The 26,925-nt window shown below is 43.9% G+C and carries 22 protein-coding genes; 13 read left to right on the top strand and 9 right to left on the bottom strand.

Going from position 1 to position 26,925, the window contains the following annotated elements; genetic code table 11:
* Positions 1–12: 12 nt before the first annotated feature.
* From der to Q4591_RS13250, 8 genes are all read left to right on the top strand, one after another.
* On the top strand, positions 13–1,479 hold the full coding sequence (gene der, locus Q4591_RS13285; protein ID WP_076542701.1) for a ribosome biogenesis GTPase Der: 1,467 nt from the start codon (positions 13–15) through the stop codon (positions 1,477–1,479).
* A 256-nt stretch (positions 1,480–1,735) separates the two neighbouring features.
* Positions 1,736–2,302, top strand: coding sequence for a cytochrome b/b6 domain-containing protein (locus Q4591_RS13280; protein ID WP_157936137.1), 567 nt, complete (start codon positions 1,736–1,738; stop codon positions 2,300–2,302).
* Between the two features lie 333 nt (positions 2,303–2,635).
* The gene (locus Q4591_RS13275) at positions 2,636–3,115 is read left to right on the top strand and encodes a TlpA disulfide reductase family protein (protein ID WP_102440588.1); all 480 of its coding nucleotides are present in this window, start codon (positions 2,636–2,638) and stop codon (positions 3,113–3,115) included.
* Between the two features lie 4 nt (positions 3,116–3,119).
* The gene (locus tag Q4591_RS13270) at positions 3,120–3,359 is read left to right on the top strand and encodes a DUF4266 domain-containing protein (protein ID WP_102440587.1); all 240 of its coding nucleotides are present in this window, start codon (positions 3,120–3,122) and stop codon (positions 3,357–3,359) included.
* Positions 3,350–4,660: a DUF3570 domain-containing protein gene (locus Q4591_RS13265; protein WP_102440586.1), complete on the top strand. Its 1,311-nt coding sequence runs from the start codon at positions 3,350–3,352 to the stop codon at positions 4,658–4,660. The genes Q4591_RS13270 and Q4591_RS13265 overlap by 10 nt, the downstream gene beginning before the upstream one ends.
* Before the next feature lie 153 nt (positions 4,661–4,813).
* Positions 4,814–5,641 (top strand): FAD:protein FMN transferase, encoded by an 828-nt coding sequence (locus Q4591_RS13260; protein ID WP_102440585.1) that lies wholly within the window; start codon positions 4,814–4,816, stop codon positions 5,639–5,641.
* A 47-nt stretch (positions 5,642–5,688) separates the two neighbouring features.
* Positions 5,689–6,348, top strand: coding sequence for a response regulator transcription factor (locus Q4591_RS13255; RefSeq protein ID WP_102440584.1), 660 nt, complete (start codon positions 5,689–5,691; stop codon positions 6,346–6,348).
* Positions 6,349–6,381: 33 nt separating this feature from the next.
* Positions 6,382–7,779: an ATP-binding protein gene (locus Q4591_RS13250; RefSeq protein ID WP_303461435.1), complete on the top strand. Its 1,398-nt coding sequence runs from the start codon at positions 6,382–6,384 to the stop codon at positions 7,777–7,779.
* Between the two features lie 157 nt (positions 7,780–7,936).
* Here Q4591_RS13250 and Q4591_RS13245 read toward each other — a convergent pair whose 3' ends face one another.
* The 4 genes from Q4591_RS13245 to Q4591_RS13230 all read right to left on the bottom strand — a co-directional run bounded on the left by Q4591_RS13245 (position 7,937) and on the right by Q4591_RS13230 (position 12,015).
* Positions 7,937–9,394, bottom strand: coding sequence for a DUF3300 domain-containing protein (locus tag Q4591_RS13245; protein ID WP_303461434.1), 1,458 nt, complete (start codon positions 9,392–9,394; stop codon positions 7,937–7,939).
* 127 nt (positions 9,395–9,521) lie between these two features.
* Positions 9,522–10,898: an ATP-binding protein gene (locus Q4591_RS13240; protein WP_303461432.1), complete on the bottom strand. Its 1,377-nt coding sequence runs from the start codon at positions 10,896–10,898 to the stop codon at positions 9,522–9,524.
* A 7-nt stretch (positions 10,899–10,905) separates the two neighbouring features.
* Positions 10,906–11,583, bottom strand: coding sequence for a response regulator transcription factor (locus Q4591_RS13235; RefSeq protein WP_102440581.1), 678 nt, complete (start codon positions 11,581–11,583; stop codon positions 10,906–10,908).
* Positions 11,584–11,643: 60 nt separating this feature from the next.
* A complete protein-coding gene (locus Q4591_RS13230) occupies positions 11,644–12,015 on the bottom strand; it encodes a PepSY domain-containing protein (protein ID WP_133126440.1) in 372 nt (123 codons plus the stop codon).
* Positions 12,016–12,247: 232 nt separating this feature from the next.
* On the opposite strand from Q4591_RS13230, the gene Q4591_RS13225 reads away from it, so the two are divergent.
* Positions 12,248–13,159 (top strand): choice-of-anchor H family protein, encoded by a 912-nt coding sequence (locus Q4591_RS13225; RefSeq protein ID WP_303461430.1) that lies wholly within the window; start codon positions 12,248–12,250, stop codon positions 13,157–13,159.
* Between the two features lie 83 nt (positions 13,160–13,242).
* On the opposite strand, the gene xseA is transcribed toward Q4591_RS13225, so the two are convergent.
* A complete protein-coding gene (xseA, locus tag Q4591_RS13220; protein WP_102440579.1) occupies positions 13,243–14,571 on the bottom strand; it encodes an exodeoxyribonuclease VII large subunit in 1,329 nt (442 codons plus the stop codon).
* 121 nt (positions 14,572–14,692) lie between these two features.
* On the opposite strand from xseA, the gene guaB reads away from it, so the two are divergent.
* The 3 genes from guaB to tadA all read left to right on the top strand — a co-directional run bounded on the left by guaB (position 14,693) and on the right by tadA (position 18,662).
* Positions 14,693–16,165 (top strand): IMP dehydrogenase, encoded by a 1,473-nt coding sequence (guaB, locus tag Q4591_RS13215; RefSeq protein ID WP_303413421.1) that lies wholly within the window; start codon positions 14,693–14,695, stop codon positions 16,163–16,165.
* 116 nt (positions 16,166–16,281) lie between these two features.
* The gene (guaA, locus tag Q4591_RS13210; protein WP_076542725.1) at positions 16,282–17,859 is read left to right on the top strand and encodes a glutamine-hydrolyzing GMP synthase; all 1,578 of its coding nucleotides are present in this window, start codon (positions 16,282–16,284) and stop codon (positions 17,857–17,859) included.
* 128 nt (positions 17,860–17,987) lie between these two features.
* Positions 17,988–18,662, top strand: coding sequence for a tRNA adenosine(34) deaminase TadA (tadA, locus tag Q4591_RS13205; RefSeq protein ID WP_102440607.1), 675 nt, complete (start codon positions 17,988–17,990; stop codon positions 18,660–18,662).
* Between the two features lie 297 nt (positions 18,663–18,959).
* On the opposite strand, the gene mltF is transcribed toward tadA, so the two are convergent.
* A complete protein-coding gene (gene mltF / locus Q4591_RS13200) occupies positions 18,960–20,417 on the bottom strand; it encodes a membrane-bound lytic murein transglycosylase MltF (protein WP_303461428.1) in 1,458 nt (485 codons plus the stop codon).
* Between the two features lie 369 nt (positions 20,418–20,786).
* On the opposite strand from mltF, the gene purL reads away from it, so the two are divergent.
* The gene (gene purL, locus Q4591_RS13195) at positions 20,787–24,668 is read left to right on the top strand and encodes a phosphoribosylformylglycinamidine synthase (protein ID WP_303461461.1); all 3,882 of its coding nucleotides are present in this window, start codon (positions 20,787–20,789) and stop codon (positions 24,666–24,668) included.
* A gap of 273 nt (positions 24,669–24,941) precedes the next feature.
* On the opposite strand, the gene Q4591_RS13190 is transcribed toward purL, so the two are convergent.
* The 3 genes from Q4591_RS13190 to Q4591_RS13180 form a co-directional block, all read right to left on the bottom strand.
* Positions 24,942–25,253 carry a hypothetical protein gene (locus Q4591_RS13190; protein WP_102532124.1) on the bottom strand — a complete coding sequence of 104 codons (312 nt, stop codon included), beginning with the start codon at positions 25,251–25,253 and terminating at the stop codon, positions 24,942–24,944.
* Between the two features lie 137 nt (positions 25,254–25,390).
* Complete coding sequence (locus Q4591_RS13185; protein ID WP_303413412.1) at positions 25,391–26,149, bottom strand: trypsin-like serine protease; 759 nt, start codon at positions 26,147–26,149, stop codon at positions 25,391–25,393.
* A 486-nt stretch (positions 26,150–26,635) separates the two neighbouring features.
* Complete coding sequence (locus tag Q4591_RS13180; protein WP_303461426.1) at positions 26,636–26,767, bottom strand: hypothetical protein; 132 nt, start codon at positions 26,765–26,767, stop codon at positions 26,636–26,638.
* Positions 26,768–26,925: the final 158 nt, after the last annotated feature.

The following is a 26,925-nucleotide window of genomic DNA, read 5'->3' as shown; positions in this document are numbered from 1 at the left end:
AGAGGCAAAATCATGATCCCTGTAGTGGCCCTTGTGGGGCGACCTAATGTTGGTAAGTCAACTTTATTTAATCGCCTTACTCGCACAAGAGATGCGCTTGTCGCCGATTTTCCTGGTTTAACTCGTGACCGTAAATATGGACGTGCGTTTTTAGCTGGTTATGAATTCATTGTGGTTGATACTGGTGGTATCGATGGCACTGAAGAAGGGATTGAAACTAAGATGGCTGAACAATCGCTAGCGGCGATTGAAGAAGCAGATGTGGTGCTATTTTTAACTGATGCTCGTGCAGGCTTAACAGCAGCTGATTTAGCGATTGCTGAGCATTTACGTAGCCGTGATAAAACTACCTTTGTTGTTGCTAACAAAGTTGATGGTATTGATGCTGATTCAGCCTGTGCTGAGTTTTGGTCATTAGGTTTAGGTGAAGTTTATCAAATGGCAGCTGCGCAAGGTCGCGGTGTTACCAATATGATTGAATACTCTTTAGCGCCTTATGCTGAAGCTATGGGTATTACTCGCCAAGAAGACGGTGAAGAAGTTGAAGATGTACGTGAGTACACTGAAGAAGAAGCCGAAGCTGAACAAGAGCGCCTGCAAAACTTACCGATTAAGCTTGCTATTATTGGTAAGCCTAACGTAGGTAAATCAACGCTAACTAACCGTATTTTAGGTGAAGAGCGTGTGGTTGTTTATGATGCACCAGGTACGACTCGTGACAGTATTTACATTCCAATGGAACGTGAAGGTCGTCAATACGTATTAATTGATACTGCTGGTGTGCGTCGCCGCGCGAAAGTACATGAAGTTATTGAGAAGTTTTCAGTGATTAAAACCCTGAAAGCAGTTGAAGATTCTAACGTTGTCTTGTTAGTGATCGACGCTCAAGACGGTATTACAGAGCAAGATCTTGGTTTGCTTGGTTTTGCGCTTAATGCTGGTCGTGCAATTGTACTTGCTGTGAATAAATGGGATGGTCTTGACCAAGCATTTAAAGAAAGCGTTAAAAGTGAGTTAGATCGCCGCTTAGGCTTTATCGACTTTGCCCGCATTCACTTTATTTCAGCGCTTCATGGCACAGGTGTTGGTCATTTATACGAGTCAATTGAAGAAGCCTATGACAGTGCAACGCGCCGCGTAAGTACTTCAATGCTGACCCGCGTTATGCAAATGTCACAAGATGATCATCAGCCACCATTAGTACATGGTCGCCGTGTGAAGCTTAAGTATGCCCATGCTGGTGGTTATAACCCACCAATCGTTGTGGTGCATGGTAATCAGGTAAGTAAGTTACCTGATTCATACAAGCGCTACATGATGAACTACTTCCGTCGTTCATTGAAAGTTGTGGGTACGCCAATTCAAATGCGCTTTCAAGAGGGAGCTAATCCATTTGAAGGCCGTCATGAAAAGCTAACCATTAGTCAAGAGCGTCGCCGTAAACGCGCAATGAGCCACATTAATAGCCGCAAAAAATAAATTATTTTCTGTGAGTTAAGCAAAACCTGAATGACTGCAAAGTGATTCAGGTTTTTTTATGTCTCTGATTTACTGGTGTTTGAACTGAGGAGTTTGAACCGAGGAGTTTGAACCGAGGTGTTTGAACCGAGGTGTTTGAACCGAGGTTATTGAATGTTATTGGCTTGGTAAGGTGAAACGCTCAATGATCTAGCATAAGCAAATGTTAAGTTTTACCTCTTATAATAATCATTCACTTTCAATCGCTGAGGTTTTTATGAGTACTCACAGCCATTTCCCTGCTATCCATCGTCTTCTGCATTGGGGGCTTGCGTTGTCGATGTTGGTGATGCTGTTAACCATCTTACTGCGTTTAGGCTGGATGGAGAAAAATCATATGGCAGAGATGATCCAGCAAGGGCTATTGCCGCTTGATTTACTCATCAGCGATAAACAAGCCGTCATCATTGCTAAAAGTATCCGTAATGTGATGTTCCAGTGGCACCTATATTTTGGTTATGCGGTGGCTGTTTTTGTGTCGCTGCGGTTTATCTATATGGCAAAATGCGGTTTACAATACCCTAGCGCATTCAGTAAACAGGCTAGCGGCCGTGAAAAATTTCAAGCGTGGGTATATTGGCTATTTTATCTGGGTATTGCGTTATCGGTCTCCACAGGCTTGTTGATTGAATTTGGGCCAGAGTCAATTGAACACCAAGCTGAAACCGTGCATAAACTTGCCTTGTGGTATTTTATTCCGTTTATCAGTTTGCATTTGGCCGGAATAATACTGGCCGAATTTACCCACGATAAGGGCTTAGTCTCGAGAATCATCGGCGGGTAAACACAGTCACCAGTTGTGTTGAACTAAGCCTATTGAGCAGCGTATCAGCGGTTGTTCTAGCTATTGCTTCAAGACCGCGTCATGGCGTTAGTGCTAGCGCGGTGATTATTAGTCCTCATTAACCAACTCTTGTTCGCTATCCTATACTCGTCAGACCTTGTTAACGGGTTAATCTTTACCTATTTAACTCTCCAACTTAACACTCTGTTAAACTAACTCGTCACAATGCTTAATAAAACCTTAAGATTGAAGATTTAACTTAGATGATATTGAATCATTAAAAATTAGTCATTCATGACTCCTCAAAAATTAAAACTAACAAAGCGAGACTCCATGAAGCGATCATTACTAGCGAGTTTGTTACTCACATTGGCCTTTAGCGGCCCATTATTTGCCGCGCCTTCACTTGAGCATACTGTACTAACCAAAGATGGCACCGAAACTAGCTTGAAAGAGTTTGCTGGCAAGGTGGTGTATGTGGATTTTTGGGCATCATGGTGCGGTCCATGTCGAAAGTCTTTTCCTTGGATGAACCAGATGCAGGCCAAATACCAGCAGCAAGGCTTTGAAGTGGTTGCTATCAATCTTGATGTTGATACTGAGTTAGCCCATGAGTTCCTCACTAAAATCCCCGCTAATTTTAATTTACGCTTTAATCCAGAAGGGGATGTGGCAAGGGAGTTTGATTTACCTGGTATGCCAAGTAGCTATTTATTTAACCGCCAAGGCGAATTAGTTCAGCGTCATGTTGGTTTTTTTGACAAGAACAAGCCTGCTTACGAACATGAAATTCAACTGTTATTAAAGGAATAAGCCAATGAAAAAATCGAGTTTTAAGCAATACATTAAGCTGTTATTGGCCTTGTCTATTATCAGCAGTTTAGCAGGCTGTTCGAGTTTAGGGGTAGAGCCGTGGGAGAAGGATCAATTTGCCCGCGCTGATATGGCACTTAATAATGAAAAGTTAGATTTAGCATTGGATGACCATATTTACTTCAGTAAAGAAGGCACCAGTGGCGGACGCTCATTAGCTGGTGGAGGTTGTGGATGCAACTAACTTCGAAACTAACGCCGAAACAAAGCATCGCTAGTGCATTGGCCATGGCTAGCTGCAGTTTGTTGTCACAACAAGCTAGCGCACAAGAGCCGGTACCGGCAAACGATGATTGGAAAGTCGATGCCGCCATTATGTATTACGGTGAGCAAGACCGTGTACAAGCCGTTGAAGCTATTGGTAATGTGCAAAAAGCCTTTGGTGAAGATTCGCTGCTCGATATGAAAATCGTTGTCGACAGCTTAACCGGCGCTTCAGCTTCTGGCGCTGTAGCACAATCCATCAGCCAAACCTTTACACGACCTTCAGGTAAGGGAGAGTATACGGTCGCCCCAGGTGAAACGCCCCTTGATGATACGTTCCAAGATACTCGAGTGCAGTTAAGTGCCAATTGGCAGGAGATTTTAAATCCTGACTGGACGGTTAACTTGGGTGTTTATGGCTCTAAAGAATACGATTATTTATCATTAGGCTTAAATGCGGGTGTGGAGCGCAGTTTTAACAAAAACAACACCACTCTTGCCTTATCGGGTGCCTATACTAATGATACTGTTGATCCTGTTGGCGGTCGTCCTGTGGCATTATCAGAAATGGTATTTCGCGGTGATTATGATGGCGATGATGCCTTTCAAGCTGCATTTGACGCCACTCGATTAGACGGTGATGATACCAAGCAAACCGCTGATGTTATGCTAGGTGTGACCCAAATCTTGAATCGCAATTGGTTAATGCAAGCTAACTACGGCTTTTCAAGTGTGTCGGGTTATATGACCGATCCCTATAAAATTCTCAGTATGGTCGATGGTAATGGTGAGTCCCATGGTTATCGCTACGAAAACCGCCCAGACTCGCGCACTAAGCACAGTGTTTTCTTGTTAGCAAAAGGCGCATTGGACTCAGGGGTGATTGATTTCTCTTATCGCTACAATACTGATGACTGGGATATTCAAGCGCACACTTTAGAAACCCATTATCGCTATTACTTTACTCCAAGCTTATATGGCCAGCTGCATTTGCGTTATTACCAGCAGCAAGCTGCTGAGTTTTATCAGCCATTTTTGCGTACAGAAGCAGCATTACCTGAGTATGCCAGTGCGGATTATCGCATTGGTGACATGTCAGCGTATACCGTAGGGCTTAAGTTTGGCCATCGCTTATCTGGCGGCCATGAACTGAGCTATCGTATTGAGTATTATCAGCAAAACCCTGAAAACAACGGCACAGATATCCCTGGTGAGTTAAATAATCAGGATTTATTTCCATCGGTGAAAGCAATCGTAGCTCAAATAAGCTATTCGTTTTAAATAAATAGTCTTAAGATAAATAAACGCAAAACATCAGAGTTATTGAAATTGTTAAATAAAGCCGCTGTTACATCACAAGCCGCTACATCTAAGGCCCCACAGGTCGCGACGCTTACACGTCGCCCTTGGGGCTTTTTAGGTTCATTTAGCGCCATGGCAAGTCCATGTGAAATGTTAATGCGACTAGATGATGAGAAGATTGCCCAGCAGATGTTAAATATCGCTGTGGCTGAAGCCAAACGAATAGAGCGTAAATATAGCCGTTTTTTACAAGGTAATATTGTTTGGCAACTCAATAATGCCCAAGGGCAGGCGGTTAACATTGATGCTGAAACCGCACATTTACTGCAATTTGCCCAGCAATGTTATCAATTAAGTGACGGCGCTTTTGATATCAGCGCAGGTCCTTTAATGAAGTTGTGGCGCTTTGATGGTAGCCATCAAGTGCCACCAGCTAGTGCGATTAAATCGGCATTAAAGCTAGTGGATTTTAGCGCCATTGATTTTACTGACAGCAAATTGACTATGCCTGCAGCAATGAGTTTAGATTTTGGTGGCATAGGCAAAGAGTATGCGGTGGATAGTACAGCGCAATTACTCAGCAAGCGTTGGCCTGATATCTCTGTGTTAGTTAATTTTGGCGGCGATATTGCCTGTCCCATCCTTAACCCAGATGGCTGGCAAGTGGGGATTGAAAACCCGCAGCAATTGGATAATGCCGCGGCGCTGTTAACCATACGCCAAGGCGCATTAGCCACTAGCGGCACCACTCGGCGCTACATTGAAGTGGATCAAAAACGCTATGGCCACATTATTAATCCTCGAACAGGATATCCTGTGGAGCAAGCGCCGCTTTCAGTGACGGTATTAGGGCCAAATAGCGTAACCGCGGGAATGTTATCGACCATGGCAATGTTAAAAGGCGCTGCTGCTGAAGCCTTTTTGAGTGAGCAAGGTGTTGACTTTAAAGTGTTTAGATAAGCTTAAATCGCGCTTTAGTTATTATAAAAGTAATAAGGGAATAACCGATGCGGGTATTGTTAGTAGAAGACAATCAGTTATTAGCACAAGGCGTGGTTTTGAGTTTGGCTAAAGAAGGGATCCAAGTGGATCACTTATGTTCTTATAACCAAGCATTAGCGGCGCTGGATAATGAAGATTTTAGCGCCATTATTCTTGATTTAGGTTTGCCTGATGGCAATGGCGAAGATTTATTAAAGCACTGGCGTAAAGCGGGAGTATCTTTGCCGATTATTGTGCTTACAGCCAATACGGATTTTGATACTCGCTTAAACTGTTTAGACATTGGCGCAGATGATTATCTCAGTAAACCGTTTGATGTGCGGGAATTAGTTGCAAGACTGCGAGCGATTGTTCGCCGCCAACACGGCTTAGATAACAATCAATTTAGTTTCGGCGCATTGACCATCGATTTCAGTTGTTGTGAAGTGCATTTTCGAGAGCAATTAATCAATCTGCCACGGCGGGAATATCAATTGTTATTGGAGTTTGCCCAATCAGCAGGGCGAGTACTAACCCGCAGCCAGCTTGAGCAATTAACCTATGGTTGGGATGAAGTCGGCAGTAATTCCATTGAAGTGCATATTCATCATTTACGTAAAAAAATGGCCCCAGAACTGATTAAAACTGTTAGAGGCATTGGCTATATTTTAGCTGAAATTCAATAAGCATTAATGGTCAGTAGATCATAAAAGGATATTATGTTTTCGTTACGTTTCTCCCTTAGTTTATTGATGTTAGTCGGCATCTTACTGACCGTATCGGTTGCCAGTGTGCTGAGTAGCCGCGATGCCATGTACGAGATAGAAGAGCTATTTGATGCAGAAATGGTGCAAACCGCCAAAGTGCTGGATTTGTTTTATGTCAAAAGGCTTACTGCCGCCAAAGTAGCAAGCTTAATTGAGCAACCTATTCGCTTTCATGTGTCAGAGTCTGAAATAGAAACCTTTGCCGAGCAGTCTACGGTAGAAACCCTCTCTTACGAGCGAAAGCTGTCATTTCAATTATTTACCGCAGCAGGTGAGTTACTTGCATACTCAGATAATACTGGTGTAAAACCGCTAACGGATTTTAACCACGGCTATGCCTATCAGGCAGTCGGTGAGCACACCTGGCATGTGTACAGCTTGTTTTCAACGGCGCAACAGGTGTGGATTGTGACTGCACAGCGTGATGATGTGCGCCAAGAGTTGGTGGATAAGATTAACGCCAATAGCTGGCGCTCGCCTTTGATTATTGCGCCTATCATGTTGCTTATCATGCTATTGGTGACTTACTACTTATTTAAACCCATCAAACTACTTGAACGTCACTTAGCTTATCGCAGTGCTCAAGATCTAGCGCCAATTAATATCCGCTTACCGTCAGAACTTATTACAATTCAGCAGTCGCTTAATAGTTATTTAGCCCGTATCGCCGATATGATGATCCGCGAACGACGCTTTAGTGCTGATGCCGCCCATGAATTAAAGACCCCCTTAGCCATCATTAAACTTCATGGTGATGGTTTAGAAAGCGTGATTAATTCATCAACCGATGAAAGCTTAAAGCAACAAGCAATGCCTTATACTCAAGCCATGGGGCAGGGAATTAAGCGTATGAGTCATACTGTTGAGCAACTGTTATTACTCTCAAGGGTTGATGCCATTGAAGCGATTAATAAAACTGAATGCGACTTACAAAGCCTAATTGATAATGTGATTAATCAGTTAGTGCATATTGTGGCCGATTATCAGTGGCAGCTTGATATTCCTAAGGGACTTACCGTTAAAGCTGATAGCTTTTATCTTGAATTAGTATTAAAAAATATTATCGAAAATGCCTGTAAATACAGCCCTAAAGAATCGGTTATTAGCATTCGCGCTGAGCAAGATGCTAACCAATGCGTCATTAATATCATTGATCAAGGCATAGGCATGTCTGCAAGCGAAATTGATTTAGCCAAGAACCGTTTTTATCGGGTTGATGAAAATGTATCCCAAGGTGCAGGGCTAGGGTTATCCATTTGTCAGCTCATCATTATGTTGCATCAAGGTGATATGAGTTTTCATCAAGCTAAGCCTCAAGGGCTAAAGGTCAACATTGTGTTACCCAATTAAACTAACTTATTTAATCTTGGGATAGAAAAAGCCTGAGTCACAGTGAATGTGATTCAGGCTTTTTATTTATTTCAGACCCAGCTTCTAACTCAGCTTCTGGCCCAGCTTATGACTTAACTTCTGACTCAGAAAAAGCGCAGTTTATTTCACTCGTTACTTATTTCACTCGCTGTTTAGACGACGAGTGATGACTGCTTGAGCGACTACCACCACGGTTGTTGTGGGATGCATTACTCGCTCTTTGCTGCGGTTTGGCGCTACGGTTGTTATTCACTCGCGCAGTTTGGTTATAGTGCTTGCTACTTTGCTGTTTATTAACAGTCGGTCTGCTGGTCGCTTGTCTATTAGTAACCTGCCTGTTTGTCGCTTGTCTGCTGCTCGGTTGCTTGGTCGCTTTTTGGCTTTGATGAGCCTTATTTGAACGGTTTGGCTGTGATTTATTTGCCGTTCTCAGCGCTTTATCCTGCTGGCCATTATGCATTTTATTCGTATTACTTGGCTTAGTGCTCGGTCTAGTGCTCGGTCTAGTACTGGGCTTAGTGCTGGGTCTTGAGCTATAGCTCGGCTTAGCATTATGATTATTTTTTAATGCTTTATTAACACGTTGCTGCTTTGCTATATGGCTTGGCTTAGAGTTATGCAGCTGTGCAGGCTTACCTTTATGACCAGGTTTTTGAGCATGAGCCACCTTGTGGCTTTTATTGTAACGGGCACGATCATACTTATGGCTTACTCTCGGCGCTTTATATGCAACCCCGCGGCGATGAGCAGGTTTGTGCTTCCAGCGGTGTGAGCCTTGGCTATAGGCAATCTTATGGGGCTTACGATAGTAACGAGTCTTATGATGATTAATCACCACCACGCGTCTACTTGACCAATGCACCGCGCCAAAGAAGTAGTTAAAGTTGATATAAACACTTGGTCCCCAATAAATTGGGCGGTTCGGGCGGTAATGCACATAAGATGGATAACGCCAATATACTGGTGGGTATGCATTCCAGCGCCAGCTACCGTAAACAATTCTTGGGTCGTAATAGGGAACATAAACCACTTCCGTACGGGCAGGCTCAATAATGATCTGCTTTTCTTCACGGGTGATGGTCATGTTTTCCATATCATCAAAACTATTGGCTTCATCTGCTTGATGGCGCAATGTTTGAATGCTGGCTAATACCGTTTCTTCATCTTGCAGAAATGCTTCACCTAACTCCTGAGTCCAATCAAGATCTTCATTAAGCTTTTCAAGCACAGTGGGAAAGGCCACCAATGCCATGACGCTAGGGTCCCAATCCTGTTGCTCGGCTTGCTGCATTTTCTGTTCGCTATCAAGCTGACTATTTTCTTGCTGCCAGCGATGGGCTTGTACTACCTCTAGAGGGTAGGTAGACGCAATCAGAATATGGGTTAACAAACTATCTGGATATAAGGCTATAGGAGCAAGCATTTGCGCCAGCTGCGCTTCAGACAGCTGCTCAGCATCTTGACTGTAGGCTTGATCGCTTACCAGTGTTTGTGCGCCACTGTCTGTGGCCGCGAATGCCGCAGGAGAAAGCATAATGCACACGGCAACTAGGCTTGTTCTGATGCGATTAAACGTCGTATTCATTAATATCATATCGTCTCCAACTCCTTTTTGATAAAGGCAGTTTTTGAATGTTAGATATAGGATAACGAAGTGAAAATGAACACAAGATGAAAGCAGGGAATTTATTTTGAGTGAATTAAGCGGCTAATGGTAAAAGCTAGTCATTAAATGTGATGGTGAATTTAGCGCCGCCATAAGTGTCAGATGCACCGACGCTTAATTGCCCCTGATAACTTTCGACAATATCACGCACTATGGCTAAGCCAATACCGTGACCTTGTTGGTAGGTATCGGCTCTGATGCCACGTTCAAAAATCCCTTGCTGCTGCTCAGGGCTTAGGCCTTTGCCGTCATCTTCAATGATAAAGTGTAATTGGTTATCGGTTTGAACTACGCTAAGGCAAACTTGGGCCTTAGCGGCTTTACAGGCGTTGTCTAACAGGTTGCCAAGCATTTCACTTAAGTCAGCTTCTTCACCTTTAAATAGCATGTTGGCTTGGGCTTGGTAATCGATATCAAGGTGTTGCTGTTGGTATATTTTACTTAAGGTTCTGATTAACTTGCTGGCGACATCATCCACTTTAACCCCTAAATGCCAAGGCTTATTACCGCTAGTTTTGGCTTTATTGAGCTGATAGCTAATGATGTTATTGATATTGCTGGCTTGCTCTTTGGAGTCGGCACTTAAGTCTTTTTGGCTTTGCAGCACAGCTAGCGGGGTTTTTAAGCTATGGGCTAGATCGGCTAAGGCATTTTTATAACGCTGCCTTTGCTGTTGCTCAGTTTTTAATAGCACATTGAGCTGTTTTGCCACCGCGTTGAGCTCTATTGGGTAGTTTTGCTCAATGCGAGTTTGCTCACCTTGCTCGACTAACGTGAGCTCTTGAGTAAAACGGTTTAACGGTTTTAATGTCCACAGCAACCATATGGCCTGTATCAAGGCTAGTACCACCATTAACACTGCTAACCATGTCCATAGAGTGTTGCTAAACTCACTAATTTGCCTTTGAAAATCTGCGTCATCTTTAATGATATGAACCGTTATTTGTAGCGGTTTTTCATCTGTTTCAAAAGAAACGGTGAAGCTATATACCACATGATTATTGGGTTCATTACTAATGTCATCATCAAAGATGATTTGAGTAAGCTTGCCTTCGCCCATGGCCGGTATTGGTAATTGAGGCAGGGTTAAGCCTAAAAAAGATTCTGATGACCATACTTCATTAACGCCAGAGGGAGAATTTGAAGTGATAAGTGCATACAAACCCGAGCCGACAATATTAAATTGATTTTCCAATAAGTAATTGGGCATCACCACCTTATTGTCTTTGACTTCTGCCACTGCCAGCACCGAATACACATAGGCTTTTAACTGGTTATTAATCGATTGGGCGATTTGATGTTTAAAGGCATTATTAACCGCCGCGCCAATGAGAGGCAGTAACACCACAATTAACACTAAGCCACTGAGCATCAACCTTACTTTTAAGGAGTTAAAGAGTGCGAGTCGAGGCAAAGTTAATGGCTTTTTCATCAGAAGGTTATTTACTTAGCTGGCGTAGGCGATAACCTTGGCCACGCAAAGTTTCAATTAATTTATATTGGTTATCAGGGTCGAGCTTTTTACGTAAGCGGCGGATAAACACTTCAATGACGTTGGAGTCCAAGTCAAAATCCTGATCGTAAATATGTTCAATTAAGGTGGGTTTAGAAATCACTTCACCCTGATGCATCATAAAATATTCAAACAGTTTGAATTCAGAGCTACTTAAAATAACCGACTGCTGTAAATGCGTTAACGCTAAGGTGCGGGTATTAAGACTAAAAGGGCCATTACTGATCACCGGACTTGCTTGCCCAGCTGAGCGGCGGATTAATGCATTGAGACGGGCGACTAACTCTTCAGGCTGAAATGGTTTAGTGAGGTAATCATCTGCGCCAGAATCTAACCCCAGTACTTTATCTTGCCAGCCATCTCTGGCGGTTAAAATCAAAATCGGATAATCGATTTGTTTTTCACGCAGCTGGGTAATTAAGCTCAGGCCATCTATTTTAGGTAACCCCACATCGATGATAGCGGCATCATATTGATATTCAGAGGCTTGAAACAATCCGTCTTCGCCATCAGATGAAATATCGACGCTGTAATTAGCCCCTTGAAGGTGCTCAGTGAGATTGCGTTGTAAGCCTAAATCATCTTCAACTAATAATATTCTCATGCCTAGCCTCTTGAATTTAGTTGCTAAAAATTAAGCTTTGGCAACGATGGCGGTTAAAGATTAGTTTCTTGAAACTGAACCTGAACGGGCATTGACGGTGGCGTAAAACACCATGCCTTTATTTGACAGTAGCTTAACCCGATAGCCAGGAGAGCCGTTCACTGAGGTTGATTGCACCGACAGTACTTTAGCCGAGTATTGCCTTTTAGCCAGTTGCGCAGCCTGCTGTGAGCTATTAACCGCTAACTTTTTCGACTGGTTGGTTTTTTTTTGATTGGGCGCATGCTGATTAGGTGATTGATGGGCACGTTGATGGATGCCTTGTTGACTCCAATTGCCCGAAACTGGCGCAGCCTGAACTAATCCGATACTGAGAAAACTCAATATTAAGATAGTCAGGGGAATGCGTAATTTCGTTGTTACTTTGCTCATTTGCCAAGTCCAATTGAATATTTATCTTTGAAATCAGTCATCAGTGTAAAAGATCTGCTGCAATATAGAAATAGCGCTTCGCTATCAAAACTGCCTATCTCACAGCAGTAGTTTTAATCATTATCTAATGGCTTTGATGAATTCTAGCTGAACGTGTTCAGCTTATATTCATTTTCAATGCACTTAAATAGAAAGCAGGTTTCACCAAGCGCATTGAAAACAAGGATTGATTATGATGACTTTATCTATTTCAAAATGGTCGCTGACGGCAGTAGTGCTTTTATCGATGAGCGGTTTTGTACACACTGCTGTCGCCTCTGAAGCGGCTGCTTTGTCAAATGTGGCTGCTTTATCAAATCAAGTGCAGGCAAAAGTATTAGTGAGTAGTGAAGGGCGACAATTAACTGCCTCAGAAAAGCCAAACCAAGTGAAGGTTGACCCGCAGCGCATTAACGCATTGGTAAATAATGCCAAGCAGCTTGAGCCTGCGCTAGCCGTTGAGCGTTCAGTGCGCATCAAGCAGTTATCGCAGTTATCTAAACAAACCACATCACAAGTAGCGCCTAAAAATACCTTAACCAATAATGCCATAACCAATACTGCCTCTATGATGTATGTGCAGCCGGGGCTTAGGGATTTTACGATTTATCAGGCCTACAGTCATTTATATGATGATTTTGATGAAGATGGTTTTTATCAAACTTTTACCGTGACCTTTGATGCTGATGTTTACGGCTTTAGTGTCGGCGAGCCTGCTAATGTTTATGCTGAATTGTATTTAAGCCGAAATGGCGGCCCGTGGCAGCATTATTACTCCACCGATATTTTTACCATTTATGGCGAAGCTGAAGATGACAGTTATGAGGTGCTAACCACCTTAGCCCAAGGGTATAAAACCGATTACTATGACGTACTGATTGATTTATATGAGGTGGGTTATGGGGATATTGTTGCCACCATCAGTAGTGAAGAGGCTGATAGCTTATATGCCTTGCCGTTAGAAAGTAGCGATAGAGATACGGTTTATATTGAAGAAGAAATCATTGAAACTGAAGTGATAGTCAGTGGCGGTAGTACCTCAGGTGTCATGTTAATCTTAGCTGTAGGTTTGCTAATAATGAGACGAAAAAGTATGACGTCATGAGCTTATTAACTCACCACCGTGACTCTTATTAATTAACAGCGTCGCGGTGGTTATTCATTTCTACTTCACTGTTACTTCACTATTTATTTAACTAGGGACTCAATCTCACCATGATGTAGCTGAGTAACCAGTAAGTCACCTGAGCTTACTTGGTTCGCCTGTTCAACTACCTTGCCATCACTGTCTTTAGTAATACTGTAACCACGGCTTAAGGTGGCTAACGGACTTACGGTTTCCAGCTTATGAGCGCTGTAACTGAGTTGCTTACTGGCGTTATCAACTCGGCTTTTCATCGCTTCATTTAAGCGATTACTTAGATAAGTCATTTTGTTTTGCTCAAGGGTGAGTTTGTGCACTGGCGATTGCTGCTGCAAACGGCTTTTTAATTGTTGTTGCCTCATTTGGGCGCGGGCCAGTTTGTGCTGCAACGCAGACTCAAGCTTTAACTGCATTTCATCAAAACGTTGTTCAAGCTGTTGTAGTTGCCTTTTAGGATCTTGTCTTTGCAGCTGGTGGCTTAATTCAGCAAGTTGGGTGCTTTGATGCAATATGTAATGACGATAGGCTTGCCTTAAACGCGCGAAAGTCGCAGTCAATTTTTGGCTTTTATTGCCTTTATCATCAGATAACAACTCAGCCCCTGCCGATGGCGTCGGCGCTCTTACATCAGCAACATAGTCACTGATGGTGGTATCAATTTCATGGCCCACAGCGCTCACTACGGGCAATGCACTGTTATAAATCGCGTGGGCTAAGTCTTCATCGTTAAAGCACCATAGATCTTCCAGTGAACCGCCACCACGGGTGAGTAGCAGCACATCAACCTCAAGACGTTTGTTGGCGGTAGTGATGGCATCGATAATTAATTTACTGGCAGTAGCACCTTGTACTTGAGTGGGGTAAACCACCACTTCAATGGACGGATCGCGCCGCGATAACACATGCACTACATCGCGAATGGCTGCACCAGTAGCTGAGGTAATCACACCTATTCGTTGGATATTTTGTGGAATAGGGCGCTTAGTTTCTGTTGCAAATAAGCCTTCTGCGGCTAATTTTAGCTTAAGCGCCTCATATTGCTGTGCTAGCAATCCATCACCCGCAGGCAACATCGACTCTAATAGTAATTGATAATCGCCGCGGGGCTCGTAAACACTGATGGCGCCTTTAACTAAAACCTGTTGTCCATTAACCGGTCTAAAGGCGACTGATTGATTACGACCTTTAAACATCGCACAACGAATTTGTGAGCGACTGTCCTTTAAAGTCATATACCAATGACCTGAATTTGGGGAAACAAAGTTCGAGATTTCGGCCTCTAGCCAGACCTTACCAAGCTCTCCTTCAAGCAGCTGGCGGACTTCACCGTTTAATCGCGAAACGGAGTAAACATTATTTTTTGAGCTTTTCATCAATTTAGGCCACCCAATCGGAACTTTTGACTATTTTCCATTTACCAACCCCAATATGCAAGGTATAATCCCGCCGCAATATTTACCCTTTCTAAACCCTACACTTTCTGGGAGATGTTGCATGTTAAGATTAAGAAATGACGCACTAACATTTGATGATGTACTACTGGTGCCTGCTCACTCAACCGTCCTCCCAAATACCGCTGTTCTAAAAACACGTCTGACTAGAAAAATAGAATTAAACACCCCAATTGTTTCTGCAGCTATGGATACCGTAACTGAAGCTCGCTTAGCGATCGCGATGGCACAAGAAGGTGGTTTAGGTTTTATTCATAAAAATATGACCATTGAGCAGCAAGCTGAAGAAGTTCGTAAAGTTAAAATTTACGAAGCGGGTATTGTTCAGCAACCTGTTACAGTTAATCCATCAACAACCTTAGCTGACGTTAAGCAATTAACTGAGCGCAATGGTTTTGCTGGTTACCCAGTGGTTAATGACGCAAGTGAACTTGTGGGTATTATCACTGGCCGTGATGTGCGCTTTGTCACTGACTGGACCATGACAGTTGAACAAGTTATGACCCCCAAAGATCGTCTTGTGACGGTTCAAGAAGGCACTAAATTAGATGAAGTACAAACATTAATGCATTCTCACCGCGTTGAGAAAGTGCTAGTGGTTGACGTTAACTTCAAGCTTAAAGGCCTTATCACAGTTAAAGATTTCCAAAAAGCTGAACGTAAACCAAATGCATGTAAAGACGAGTTAGGTCGTTTACGTGTAGGTGCAGCCGTTGGCGCTGGTGCAGGTAACGAAGAGCGTATTGCTGCATTGGTTAAAGCCGGTGTTGACGTATTATTGATTGACTCATCTCATGGTCACTCAGAAGGCGTATTGCAACGTATTCGTGATACTCGCGCATCATTCCCTGACTTACAAATTGTTGGCGGTAACGTTGCAACAGCTGAAGGCGCATTAGCCCTAGTTGAAGCTGGCGTTGATGCGGTTAAAGTGGGTATTGGCCCAGGGTCAATCTGTACTACGCGTATCGTAACCGGTGTTGGCGTGCCGCAAATTACTGCAGTATCTGACGCAGCAGCGGCAGTTAAGCATCTTGATATTCCGGTTATTGCCGATGGCGGTATTCGTTTTTCAGGTGATTTAGCTAAAGCATTGGCAGCGGGTGCATCTTGCATCATGGCAGGTTCAATGTTTGCTGGTACTGATGAAGCGCCGGGCGAAACTGAGCTATACAATGGTCGTGCTTATAAGTCATACCGCGGTATGGGCTCTTTAGGTGCGATGACTCAAACTCAAGGTTCATCAGATCGCTATTTCCAAAGTGACAATGCTGCTGACAAATTAGTACCAGAAGGTATTGAAGGCCGCGTTGCTTACAAAGGTAAATTAAAAGAGATTATTCACCAGCACATGGGCGGCTTACGTTCATGTATGGGTCTTACCGGTTGTGCCACCATTAAAGAATTAAATGAAAAAGCTGAGTTCGTTAAAATTACTTCAGCAGGCATGGGCGAGTCTCATGTGCACGATGTCACCATCAGTAAAGAAGCGCCGAACTATCGTAGCGGCACTTAATAATTAATAAGGCGCTCATTTATTTGAGCGCCTTTTTTCAATTTCATTATGTATTTGAAATTATGCATTTGAGATTGAAGCAAACCTACTAGATCAAACCAGATATAAGGTAACCCATGAGCAACATTCATGAGCATAAAATCCTGATCCTAGATTTTGGATCGCAATACACGCAGTTAATCGCCCGCCGTATTCGTGAAATCGGTGTTTATTGTGAGCTTTGGGCTTGGGATGTATCTGAAGAGCAAATTAAAGGTTTTGCTCCTAACGGCATCATTTTAGCTGGTGGCCCTGAAAGCGTTACCGCTGCTAACTCACCACGAGCACCAGAATATGTGTTCAATGCTGGCGTACCTGTTTTAGGTATTTGTTACGGCATGCAAACCATGTCTGAGCAGCTTGGCGGCAAAGTGATCCAAGGCGTTGGCGAAGGCGAGTTCGGTTACGCGCAGGTTGAACTGCAAACGGAATCAGCCTTATTCAAAAGCATTGAAGATGCCATCAGTGAAACAGGCAAGCCATTACTGGATGTATGGATGAGCCACGGCGATAAAGTATCTGAAATCCCAGAAGGTTTTGTTACTGTCGCTAAAACTGACACTTGCCCATACGCTGCAATGGCCAATGAAGATAAGCATTTCTACGGGGTGCAATTTCACCCAGAAGTGACCCACACTCGTCAAGGTAAGCGCATGCTTGAGCACTTCGCGCTAGAGATCTGTGGCTGTCCTGCTAACTGGAAACCATCATCAATTATTGAAGATGCTATTGAAAAACTGAAAAAACAAATCGGTAACGATGAAGTAATTTTAGGTTTGTCAGGTGGTGTAGATTCATCGGTTGTGGCCATGCTATTGCACCGCGCAATAGGCGACAAACTGACCTGTGTATTTGTTGATAACGGTCTGCTACGTTTAAACGAAGCCAACCAAGTCATGGAAATGTTTGGCGATCACTTCGGACTGAATATTGTTCACGTTAATGCTGAGCACCGTTTCTTAGAGCAAATGGCTGGCGAAGCAGAGCCAGAAGCTAAACGTAAAATCATTGGCCGCGTTTTCGTTGAGATTTTCGATGAAGAGTCAAAGAAATGCGTTAATGCAAAATGGTTAGCACAAGGCACGATTTACCCTGATGTAATTGAATCTGCAGGCAGCGCCACAGGCAAAGCCCATGTGATTAAGTCGCACCATAACGTTGGCGGTTTGCCAGATGATATGGAAATGGGACTAGTTGAGCCATTACGTGAGTTATTTAAAGATGAAGTGCGTAAAATTGGTTTAGAGCTTGGTCTGCCATACGACATGCTTTACCGTCATCCGTTCCCAGGACCGGGTCTGGGTGTGCGCGTTTTAGGTGAGGTGAAAAAAGAGTACTGTGACTTACTGCGTTTAGCGGATGCTATCTTCATTGAAGAGCTGCACAAAGCTGACCTTTACAACAAAGTCAGCCAAGCATTTACCGTATTCCTACCTGTTCGTTCTGTCGGCGTTATGGGCGATGGTCGTAAATATGATTGGGTAGTATCGCTGCGCGCAGTTGAAACTATCGACTTTATGACAGCCCACTGGGCACATTTACCTTATGACTTCTTAGGTCGTGTATCTAACCGCATTATTAATGAAATCGATGGTATTTCACGTGTGGTTTACGATATTTCAGGTAAGCCACCGGCAACCATTGAATGGGAATAACCCATTTAGATATTGCTGAATAAACAAAAAGGCGCTTCGGCGTCTTTTTTGTTTTAAACTATCTAATTCAATCTAACTGTTTTACAGCTATTTTTTACAACTAAAGCGTTATGAATTATCGAGCCCCCATGCCAACATCTACTGACATTGCAGATCCTATCATTGATGCCGATCTTGAAACCAAGCCTGAAACTGAGCCTAGCTCTGAGCCAGTGAATAAACTGGTTAATAAGCAGATCAATCAACTCGGTCAATTAGTTGAAACCGAGCTGACCGCTGAACAAACAGCTATTGATGAAAAGTGGATGCGAGTAGCAATGGCGCAAGCCAGGTTAGCAGAAGCCAAAGGAGAGGTGCCCGTGGGCGCAGTCTTGGTTAAAGATGATGAGTTGCTTGCTAGTGGCTTTAATTTAAGTATTTGCGAGCATAACCCCACAGCCCATGCTGAAATTGAATGTATTCGCGCCGCAGGGCAGGTGCTTGAAAACTACCGCATGTTAGACACTAGCTTGTATGTCACCCTAGAGCCTTGTTCCATGTGCGCTGGCGCTATGGTGCATAGCCGAATAAAACGAGTGGTATTTGGCGCAGATGATTTAAAAACCGGCGCCGCTGGCAGTGTGGTTAATTTAGTTCAACATGCTGATTTTAATCATCAGCTAGAGGTGACGTCTGGGGTATTAGCGAGCGAGTGTGCTGGGCAATTAAGTGCTTTTTTTAAACGTCGCAGAGAAGAAAAAAAAGCACTTAAAAAGTTACTGAAACAGCAATCAGACTTGTTGCTGCAAAAAGGCGAAAAATAATTTCTGGCGGTTAAGCATTTTACGTTGTTTAAGCTTGATAGCATTACGGCGACGAGCGCTGTTATTAGTGTTTCTTCTCATGTTAAGCCTTACTACATTGGTGAGGTTTTATATTAGTTAAAGCGAGCATAAATCACTTTCGAAAACAAACCATCGCTGCCCGGTTCGCTGTAAATCTAAAACTGGGTTAGCTCACAATCCCCATTTGCTAATTCGTATCCCTTACTTGCATTCACTAGCATAAAGGTGATGGTTAAAAAGTTACCCTAGACAGTGTAAAGCCAGTAAGTGACGGTTTTATTGCGCCGCTGATTTTACAATATCTTCTGGATTTTTATCATCATTGGCTGAAGTCTTAGCTTGGCCTGTGGTGTCATTTTCTGCTTGTTGCTGCATAAGTTCAAGCTGTTTATTTTGACTATCGACCCACACTAAGGTGTCGTAATATCGGCGGATGTTTTCCACATAGTGAACCGCTTCATTACCACGAGCATAACCATAACGAGTATGTTGATAATATTTGCGTTGTTGCAGCAGCGGCAAGACCTCTTTGACATCTCGCCATGCACTGGGATCTTTACCCATCCCTTGGGCTATTTTGCGGGCATCCTCCACATGACCTAAACCCACATTATAGGAGGCAAGGGCAAACCAAATACGCTGACTGTCAGGGATTGATGCTGGTAAACGATCGATCATTTTTTGCAAATAAATTGCGCCACCGCGAATGCTTTGTTCTGCATCGAGGCGGTTATCCACCCCCACAGAGCTTGCCGTTGGCTGGGTGAGCATCATCATGCCGCGAACGCCAGTGGGTGAGCGCGCTTTAGGGTTCCAATGGGACTCTTGATAACCGGCGGCGGCCACTTTACGCCAGTCGAGATCGCCAGCATGTTTTTCAAATAAGGCTTGGTATTCAGGTAGCACATTATCAATAGCGCGAATAAACGCGCGAGTATCAACATAGTCAAAGCGCTTAACATGGCCAAAATACTTTTCATTTAAATGCTCAAGGGTGCCATTCCGTTTTTGCTGATGCCAAAACGACAATAACGAGCCCATTAAGCGGTCGCTGCCATTGGGGCGCAATAACCATACAACGTCAGTTTTATCATCTAGGACGATACTGCCCCGTAACTCAGGTAAATAGCGTTGATTTATTCGTAGACTTTTAGAGTCTGCCACCGTATAAAGCAACTCGCCTTTCGCCACCAAAGAAAACAATTCTTCGTTGTCTTTGTCATACACTTGCTGCCATTTAAGGTTTGGGTGTGATTGCTGCAAGCTGGTTAATGTATCCACCGCCGCAGACTCAGAGATGACATAAATATCACCGCTCAGATTATCAAGATTTCTTGGCTTTTGAGTGCCGGTTTTATAAATCAATACTTGATTGACCTCATATAAAGCTGGCCCCAGTAAAAATTGTTCACGACGGTTTTGGGTAGTGGTAATTGCGGCGGCAACAATATCGATTTCATCATTTCGCAGAGCGGCGAATAACTGCTGCCTGTGGGTGTAAGGCACCATTTCTAATGGCACATCGAGGTGCTGTGCAAACTTTGCCGCCATTTCATAATCAAAACCACTCTCGCCAAGATCTGAGTTGAGGTAGGTTTGCGAGCCGTAAAGCGTCCCTACCTTTAAGACGGTACGTTTGGGGGAGGTTTCAACAAATTCAGTGACTTCAAACCTAGGTGGCTCACAGGCCACCAGTAAAAAGCTGAATGAAATAATCGTTAAAAGTTTGGTCATATCCATCTGTAAGCTATTGGTATTAGGCACTGTGCACTATTCAATGTTGAGCCTGAAAATATAATACCGTTTTAAAAAATGTCAGCGCTTTAGATATTTTAGCAGTAGTTTGCTATTTCACCTAGAAACCGGCTCAAGCTGAGTAAAATATACGTTTGAATTGATTAAAGAAAACCAAATGACAATTGGCTTTTAATCGCGAATTAACGCTTAAATTTTAAGCGCTTTTATGTGTTATTTAAATTGATTGTTTTCGTTAACGGGAAACACTGTTCTCACGCGCCTTGGTGGGTGATTTATAGGGTGTGATTCCCTATAATAGCGCCAATTCTTACCCTGCCATTATAATTAATAAGGTGAATTGACGTGATTGAGATCATTCGCGGAGCCCCAGCACTTTCAGCTTTTAGAGTTCAAAAGCTTATGGAGGCCTGTGAAACAGCTGCGCTTCCTGTTGAGCAAATCTATGCTGAGTATGTCCATTTAGCCGATTTAAGTGACAAGCTTGATGATAAAGAATATCAGCAACTTGAAACCATTCTAACCTACGGACCTGCAATTGAATCTCATACTCCAGAAGGATCATTGATATTTGTAACACCTCGCCCTGGAACGATTTCTCCTTGGTCATCTAAAGCAACTGACATCGCCCAAAATTGTGGTTTAGGCAAAGTAAAACGCCTAGAACGCGGTATTGCCTACTATGTTGCAGGAGCATCATTAACAGCGCAGCAGTTAGAGCAAGTGAAAGGCTTAATCCACGACCGTATGGTTGAAGTGATTTTACCTGAGTTTGCCGCAGCATCAGTATTGTTTGAACGCACTGAGCCATTGCCCTTCAAAAGCATCAATATTTTAGCTGAAGGTCGCCGCGCCCTTGAAGTGGCAAACGTGCAATTAGGCCTAGCGCTAGCAGAAGATGAAATCGACTACTTAGTTGATAACTTTGTGCGCTTAAACCGTAATCCTAACGACATCGAGCTAATGATGTTTGCTCAAGCAAACTCAGAGCATTGTCGTCACAAGATTTTCAATGCAGACTGGACTATCGATGGTGAAGTTCAGCCTAAATCATTATTCAAAATGATTAAAAACACCTTCGAAGTCACCCCAGACAACGTGTTATCAGCTTATAAAGATAATGCCGCTGTCATGACAGGCTCTGTTGCAGGTCGATTTTTCCCTGATCAAGATGGCGTTTATAACTATCACACCGAGCCAATGCACGTGTTGATGAAGGTTGAAACCCACAATCACCCAACAGCAATTAGCCCCTATCCGGGCGCTGCCACAGGATCAGGCGGTGAGATCCGTGATGAAGGCGCAACCGGTCGCGGTTCAAAACCTAAAGCAGGTTTAACAGGCTTTAGCGTATCAAACCTTAAAATCCCAGGCTTTGTGCAGCCATGGGAAGGCGACTACGGCAAACCTAGCCGTATTGTAACGCCACTTGAAATCATGACTGAAGGCCCATTAGGCGGCGCAGCATTTAATAACGAATTTGGTCGTCCAGCCCTTGTGGGTTACTTCCGTACTTACGAGCAAGAAGTTGCCAGCCATAACGGTGTTGAAGTACGCGGTTACCACAAGCCAATCATGCTTGCTGGTGGTTTAGGTAATATTCGTGAAGATCATGTTCAAAAAGGCGAAATTACCGTTGGCGCTAAGCTGATTGTACTTGGCGGCCCTGCAATGAACATTGGTTTAGGCGGCGGCGCTGCGTCATCAATGGCCTCTGGTCAATCAAGCGAAGACTTAGATTTTGCTTCTGTACAACGTGAAAACCCAGAAATGGAACGTCGTTGTCAGGAAGTGATCGACCGTTGCTGGCAGATGGGTGACGATAACCCAATTCAATTTATTCACGATGTGGGCGCGGGCGGTTTATCAAATGCCTTCCCTGAGCTGGTGAATGATGCCGACAGAGGCGCATTGTTTAATTTACGTAACGTACCATCTGATGAGCCGGGCATGAGCCCACTTGAGATCTGGTGTAACGAATCTCAAGAACGTTATGTTCTGTCTGTGGCACCTGAGAATTTAGAAACCTTCAAGAAAATTTGTGAGCGTGAACGTGCGCCGTTTTCTGTGGTAGGTGATGCAACTGAAGAGCAGCACCTCACCCTTGAAGATAGCCACTTTGACAACAAGCCAATTGATTTACCCCTTGAGGTTTTATTAGGTAAAGCACCTAAAATGAGCCGCGATGTGGTCACTGCCAATGCTGAGTTTTCAGCGCTCGAAACCGCTAATATTGACCTTAAAGAAGCGGTATCGCGCATCTTGCATTTACCAACTGTGGCCGATAAGTCTTTCCTTATCACCATTGGTGACCGCTCGGTAACAGGTTTAGTTAACCGTGACCAAATGGTTGGACCTTGGCAGGTTCCTGTTGCTGATTGTGCCGTAACTGCAGCAAGTTATGACAGCTACGCCGGTGAAGCCATGTCTATTGGTGAACGTACTCCATTAGCATTACTTGATTTTGGCGCTTCAGCTCGTATGGCCGTCGCCGAGTCAATCTTAAACATTGCGGGTACTGATATTGGTTCATTCAAGCATATTAAATTATCAGCTAACTGGATGTCGGCAGCAGGTCACCCAGGTGAAGATGCCGGTCTTTATGAAGCAGTAAAAGCAGTGGGTGAAGAGCTTTGTCCTGAACTTGAGTTAACTATCCCAGTGGGTAAAGACTCAATGTCGATGAAAACTGCGTGGAACGAAGCCGGTGAAGATAAAGCTGTTACTTCACCAATGTCACTGGTTATCACTGCATTCGGTGTGGTCAAAGACATTCGCAACACTGTGACTCCAGAGCTTCGCACTGATAAAGGCGATACAGAACTGTTACTGATTGATTTGGCTAATGGTCAAAACCGTTTAGGCGGTTCTTGTTTAGCTCAAGTTTACAGCCAGTTAGGTGATGTGGCGCCAGACTTAGATGATGCAGCAAGCTTACGTAGCTTCTTTGAAGTGATTCAGCCATTAGTCGCTGCTCAAAAAGTCATTGCTTATCATGACCGCAGTGACGGCGGTTTATTCACGACACTAGTGGAAATGGCATTTGCGGGTAATACCGGCCTTAATATTGATTTAGCAGCACTTAAAGGCACAGACCTTGAGCGCTTGTTTAATGAAGAGTTAGGCGCGGTTATTCAGGTGTCTAAAGCTGATTCAGCTAACATTCAAGCTCAGTTCGCTGCCGTGGGCGTGTCTTGCCAATATATTGCCAAGCTAACCAAAGATGATCAAATCACTATCGTTGATGGCCAGACGCCAGTATTTAGTGACAGCCGCGTAGCACTGCGCACCATGTGGTCTGAAACCACTTATCGCATGCAGTCACTACGTGACAATCCTGAATGTGCTAAAGAAGAGTTTGAACTTAAGCAGCAAGCCAAAGACCCAGGTCTTACAGTTGATTTACGCTTTAACCCAAGCGAAGACGTTGCCGCGCCATTTATCTTAAAAGGTGTCGCACCTAAGATGGCGATTATCCGTGAGCAAGGGGTTAACTCCCACGTTGAAATGGCAGCAGCCTTTGATCGCGCAGGTTTCGAAAGCCGCGACGTGCATATGTCTGACATTTTATCGGGTCGCATCAACCTAGAAGAATTCCAAGGCCTAGTGGCTTGTGGTGGATTCTCTTACGGTGATGTACTGGGCGCAGGTGAAGGTTGGGCTAAGTCAATCTTATTTAACGACCGTGCTCGCAGTGAGTTCTCACAGTTCTTTGAACGTGATGGCACGCTAGCATTAGGTGTATGTAACGGTTGTCAGATGTTATCTAACCTGAAAGAAATCATTCCAGGAAGTGCACATTGGCCACACTTTGTCCGTAACCGTTCAGAACGTTTTGAAGCACGTGCGAGTTTGGTTGAAGTACAAAAGAGCCCATCAATCTTCTTTGAAGGTATGGAAGGTTCACGTATGCCAATCGCAGTATCACACGGTGAAGGCCGCGCTGAGTTTAGGTCAGTTGAAGCCTTAGCCGCCGCTGAAGCGACAGGCACAGTGGCACTGCGTTACGTTGACGGTAATGGCGCTATAGCAACCCAATACCCACAAAACCCCAATGGTTCGCCAAATGCGATTACCGCATTAACTACCACTGATGGCCGAGTGACGATTATGATGCCGCATCCAGAACGAGTATTCAGAACCGTTGCCAACTCTTGGCACCCAGATGAATGGGGTGAAGACAGCCCATGGATGCGTATGTTCCGTAACGCACGGGTTAAGTTAGGTTAAGCTTCACTTAACCTAGATTGAGTTAACAGCAAAAAGGCGACCAAATGGTCGCCTTTTTATTGGATGGGACTTGTGTGGAGAGTATTGCTAACTCATTTCTGGATAGAAACGCGTTAGACATTTAACTCTATCTGTGAGTTTCAGATTAAAATTTCGATGAATTAACGCCGCAATTTGCGGCCGTAGTGTAGGCGCGAAGCGCCGAAACGGAGGTCCAGTGAGCGCAGCGAACGAAGCAATATTGCTTTGTTATACGCATACCCGTTATGTTTTTTAGGACATGTTTTTTGCAATTCGTAACACCCACCAACCAATAAGGACACTTGAAATCACCCTAATAGGGAAATATACCAATGCAGGAAGTCCAAACAACCAAGTAACAACATTGGGAGGCATTACATAAATAGCTACTTGCTTTACCCAATACAAAAAGCCAATATGACTTTTAATCAGGCTTTCGACCGAAATTCCGATCCCGACAGTTGAATCAAGTAAGATTAAATAGCTCCCGTAAATTGCGATTAGCCCATCGCCAATGCTACCAATGATTGAAATCCATGCGAATATTATTAATCCTTTTTTCATGCCCTTTCTCTAGTCTTTATTTACGCAGCCCTGACTACGTATAACGCTAAGCTAACGGGCAGTGACGTAGCGGCATAATCGCGGAGCGCCGCTGCGTTACTGTCCCAGTGAACGAAGTGAGCGAGTTAAGCGTTTTGTTAGAGGACCCCGCCCGCCACTGTTTTTTTAATCCACTCTTTAAAGTGTGAAATTCTTGAATAGTTTTCGATAACTCCATATCTGGCCTCTCTCCACTCAGTGGGTTCCGCGTTCTGCCATGAACTAACACCAATAATGTATAATTGCCCGTCCAAATTCACATAAGCAGGCCCTCCCGAGTCTCCGGGGCCGCTTATTCCTTCCAAAGGCAGAGCTGTATCTCCTTGTTCGAAAATAAACCTTATCCATTGATCTTCCGCACTATCAACTTGGTTCTTTGCCAGTCTGATTTTGCCGTCTGCACCAGTTACTCCAGTGAGACCATTGCCATGATCCCCACGACCAATAAAAGTTGCTGTTTTTCCAATTTCGTTGCTAGACGTATACAGACTAGCAATCGTTGCAGACTCGATTGGCTTGGTCAATTTGACAAGAGCTATATCGTTTGGGAATTTTTTATCCTCCCACAACGGATGGCTTACTACTTGTTCAATTTTATGTTGAGAGTTTTTGAACAGTACTTTTCCATCTTTCTTTAAGTATTTAGCAACGTGCGCCGCTGTAACAACCCAATCTCTAGCGATAAGTGCACCCGTACCTTCGACGATTTCCTCACCCTGATAAATCCCATAAAATGTAACAGTTGAATTATCGCTTTTTGCGGCGTCTTGATATTTTTGATCTGGTACGTCATGCCTTATAACAATTGCGTGAGCATTCAAAGAAATAACCAAAGTAAGTAAATACATCCATTTCATTTAAAAGGTCCTCTAACGCCTCACTCACCGGAATTTTGGGAGCGAAGCGAGTAAAATTTCCGAGTGCAGTGACTTGTGTACGCCCAGCATGGGCATGAACTAATGAGGTGAAAGTCCTCTGTAGGAAGATCACCGTTACTCTTTCTAAAAGAGAATAACATACTGTTATTAAACGTTAACTACTAGCGAATGGCAAGGGCTTATCCGTGAGGATTGGTCTGGAGGAAGCCGCTAGCACTTTTTTATCGGCAACAGGCGAGCTGATGAACAAGAACATCATATGAGGCGTAGGCTAGAGATGAGTTGGCAGGGTCTGCCCCGCGAAGCAAGGGTACAAGACGACGAAATCACGTGATCTAATGGCCACCGTAAATGATGCAGCAGTGCAAAGAAAGTTCATGCTCTTATCTACCAATAAAGAGTGGGGAGATCTGCTTAACTCGCGATCGCGAAGTTTTTGTACAAGCTAACCAGTAAGGCTCTGGTTTATAAGTGCCTTGGCTTTTCAGCGCCATCGACTGAAAAGAGCGAATCAGATGGAAACCGATAGCGCATGACGGGGTAACTTGGCATGTGATTAAGCAGAAGACCTAAAATGTTCCCGACATTTTTTGGCATTCACTCCTTCCATGGAGATTTCAGCAGACGGCATACGACTGCATGGATGCAGGAGGTAGAGCAACGCAGGAGCAGTTGCCGAGTAGCCCAACGCCCATCGTAATGGATGGTACATGGTGAAGGCCTGAACATTTAGAAGAAGGAGGAGTCTTGTCAAA

The organism is Shewanella sp. 3_MG-2023 (assembly GCF_030548765.1).
GTDB lineage: Bacteria > Pseudomonadota > Gammaproteobacteria > Enterobacterales > Shewanellaceae > Shewanella.
Note: the sequence above shows the minus strand (reverse complement) of the source record. Positions and strands in the feature narration are given on the sequence as shown.